Source organism: Bartonella sp. MU70NMGDW (assembly GCF_042194085.1).
Classification (GTDB): domain Bacteria; phylum Pseudomonadota; class Alphaproteobacteria; order Rhizobiales; family Rhizobiaceae; genus Bartonella; species Bartonella grahamii.
In genome coordinates, this window is the sequence record NZ_JBHIMK010000177.1 from 1 (window position 1) to 2512 (window position 2512).

Sequence of the window (2512 nt, forward strand, 5' to 3'; positions counted from 1 at the left end):
TCAATCAGGCGAGAAAAACCGTCAATCATGTCATTGATCACGGGCATGAAACGCGCGCCAATAAAGCTCGCGATACCCTCTATTTTTTTCTTAAAGGCACCAAGCTTGTCACTTAAATCTGCTGCATAGCGTGCAACATCGGCACCTATCAGCCATTTTCCTTTCCTAGCCTTTGCAAAGAGCTCTTTTATGGGCGCCATCCCTTGTGCAAGCATGGCGGCCATTTCCTTGCCATCACCACCAAACAGCAGAGAAGCAATATGCTGTCTTTGTGCTTGATTTTTCATCTTACTCATCTTATCGGCAATTTCTTCCAACAAGGTAGAATTTGTTTTGAGTTTTCCCGAGGCGTTTTTGACAGAAATACCAAGCGCCTCAAACCCCATAATGCCTCTTTGTTGTCCAGCATATGCTTGTGCGGAACGCTTATTTAAAACCGCTAAGGATTGTTGAAAGAGTTCGGCAGAATATCCTGAATTATCCGCTGCATCGCCCCATAATTGAAGTGCTGCAACACTCATGCCTAAATGTCGTGAGGCATGGTGAAGACTATCGCCCATATTCATGGTTTTCATGGTGACGGCGGTCAAGCTTGCTACAAGACCACCATCAGCAAATCCTAAAGCACCAGTAAAGACTGAAGCGCGGTTTGCTGCTGTGCCCAGGGCACCTTGAACGCCTTTAAGGCTTGCCGTCATATTTTTTACCGCAGCAGAAAAGCGAGGAATACTCAATCTCTGTGAGAGTGTTTTTGACAATGTATCGATTTTTTTTTGAAGATGTTTAAGAGGTGCAGTGAGTTTATCTTCAAGAGACAATTTCACCTTTGCATCAGCAACTTTTTCACTCATTTTGTCTTATACCTTTCTGCTGCTTGTTTTCGCCAGAATATTAACTCTTGCGGTTCCATTTCCATCATGTCCGAAAGGGACCAATGAAAAACAATGGCAATATCGGCTATGAGTTTTGCGGCGGTTTCCCAGTCGAGGTGTCCCGCCGCTTGATAAAAGACTCCAAAATCTCCCCAATGCTTGATAAGTCATCAATATCGAGTTCACCAACAGCCTCATGTGGCCATTCAGAAAGGCGCGAAACCATAGCGATTGTTTGTTCAACGCCTTCCTTCTTATCGATTGCTTGCACATCTTTTGTTTTGGGGCGCCGTAAGGTGATTTCGGTGTGTTCTTTTCCTTCAAATGTAACAGGTATAAGTAATTTATGTGTAATGCTTGTTTGGACTGTCATTTTTATAATCCTATATTTGCTCTATGGTCTGCTAATTGATTAACGCCATTGAATTTTCTCACCAAGTTAAGGACGTCTATCTCAACAATTTCCATATCTTTTTGAACATATTTGAAATACTGCAATGTGAAGGTCGCCGTAGAAGTTGCTTTGCTTCCCGGTTGCCATTCTGCCATTTCAAAGCCTTTGCATATCCCTCTCATGGTGATGACAACACCTTCTGCGGGTGTGCCTTGGGCTTGCATCGAACTGCGTAATGAGATGTCAACATCAGAACGTCCCAACAGTGCCATTAACTCTGGAGAGCAATCAGAAATGGTCATGGTAAGGATGAGGGTTTCAAGACCAAGATCAACCTCAATGGAGCTATCCATGCCGCCACCGCGATAACTTTCAACGACCAAACTCAAATTTGGTAGTGTTACGCTTTCACATTTTGCTTGATAGGGAATGCCGTCGACAAAAATGTTAAAATATTTTAGAACCCTTGGTAAAACTGGTACAGTCATTAAAAGATCTCCTCTAAGTAATCATTTACAATGCGTGAACGGAAAGTGATATGTTCTGCTGGTGTTGTTGGTGTGAATTCGACATTGAAATAGACTTTGCCGCTTTCAATAGCGCTTGCTGTATTCAATTCTGGATCAGGCGTACAATGCCCCCCAAGAATGGCGCCTTGCGCTTTTAGATCACGCAAATAGGCATTAACGCTTTCACTCACGTCATTCATGTAAGTTTTTTTGATATTGCGGTCGACAGCCCATAGATGCCCGCGCAAAATGGCATCATTGATCATATCTGCGGTTCTCACCACCGATAAGAAAGCAAATTTTGTATCACTTGAAAGGGTGCGATTACCCCAGAGGCGATAACCATTTTCGCGGATAATTGTTGTGATGTTTTGTTCATTAAGAAGGTTGGCACGGCTTGATCTATCACCAATGGAAAAATCAATGGGGCGTGCAGTTCCAACAATGCCATTGATCACTTTGTTTGAAGGAGAATGCCAAAAACCGTGTGTAAAATCAGTTTTAGCAATGACACCAGCAACTGCTGCACTTGCTGGCTGTTCTACAATTTTTCCATAACGATTCACCTTTACAAAAGGGTCAATAAGAATGACGCGCTTTGAATCAAAATCCTTTGCTGTGCTAAGGGCTGCTTCATCTGTGCTGTTTGGTGCATCAAGAACCACAATAGCGCGTAGGCGTTCAGCAATGCCAATGAGTTCTGCTGCGACGGGGTTGGCAGTTGCACCAGTTCCATT

The 2512-nt window shown here is 43.4% G+C and carries 5 protein-coding genes; all 5 read right to left on the bottom strand.

Annotation, left to right across the window (positions count from 1 at the left end):
* A partial coding sequence (locus tag ACFIKE_RS09350) for a phage tail tape measure protein (protein ID WP_375649528.1) occupies positions 1-851 on the bottom strand: 851 nt, incomplete at its 3' end.
* A complete protein-coding gene (locus ACFIKE_RS09355; RefSeq protein WP_081485993.1) occupies positions 848-919 on the bottom strand; it encodes a GpE family phage tail protein in 72 nt (23 codons plus the stop codon). The genes ACFIKE_RS09355 and ACFIKE_RS09350, both read right to left, overlap by 4 nt.
* Positions 920-957: 38 nt before the next feature.
* Complete coding sequence (locus tag ACFIKE_RS09360) at positions 958-1245, bottom strand: phage tail assembly protein (protein ID WP_208433180.1); 288 nt, start codon at positions 1243-1245, stop codon at positions 958-960.
* A 2-nt stretch (positions 1246-1247) separates the two neighbouring features.
* Positions 1248-1754 (bottom strand): phage major tail tube protein, encoded by a 507-nt coding sequence (locus tag ACFIKE_RS09365; RefSeq protein WP_017196251.1) that lies wholly within the window; start codon positions 1752-1754, stop codon positions 1248-1250.
* On the bottom strand, positions 1754-2512 hold a 759-nt coding region (locus ACFIKE_RS09370), incomplete at its 5' end, for a phage tail sheath family protein (RefSeq protein ID WP_375649532.1). The genes ACFIKE_RS09370 and ACFIKE_RS09365, both read right to left, overlap by 1 nt.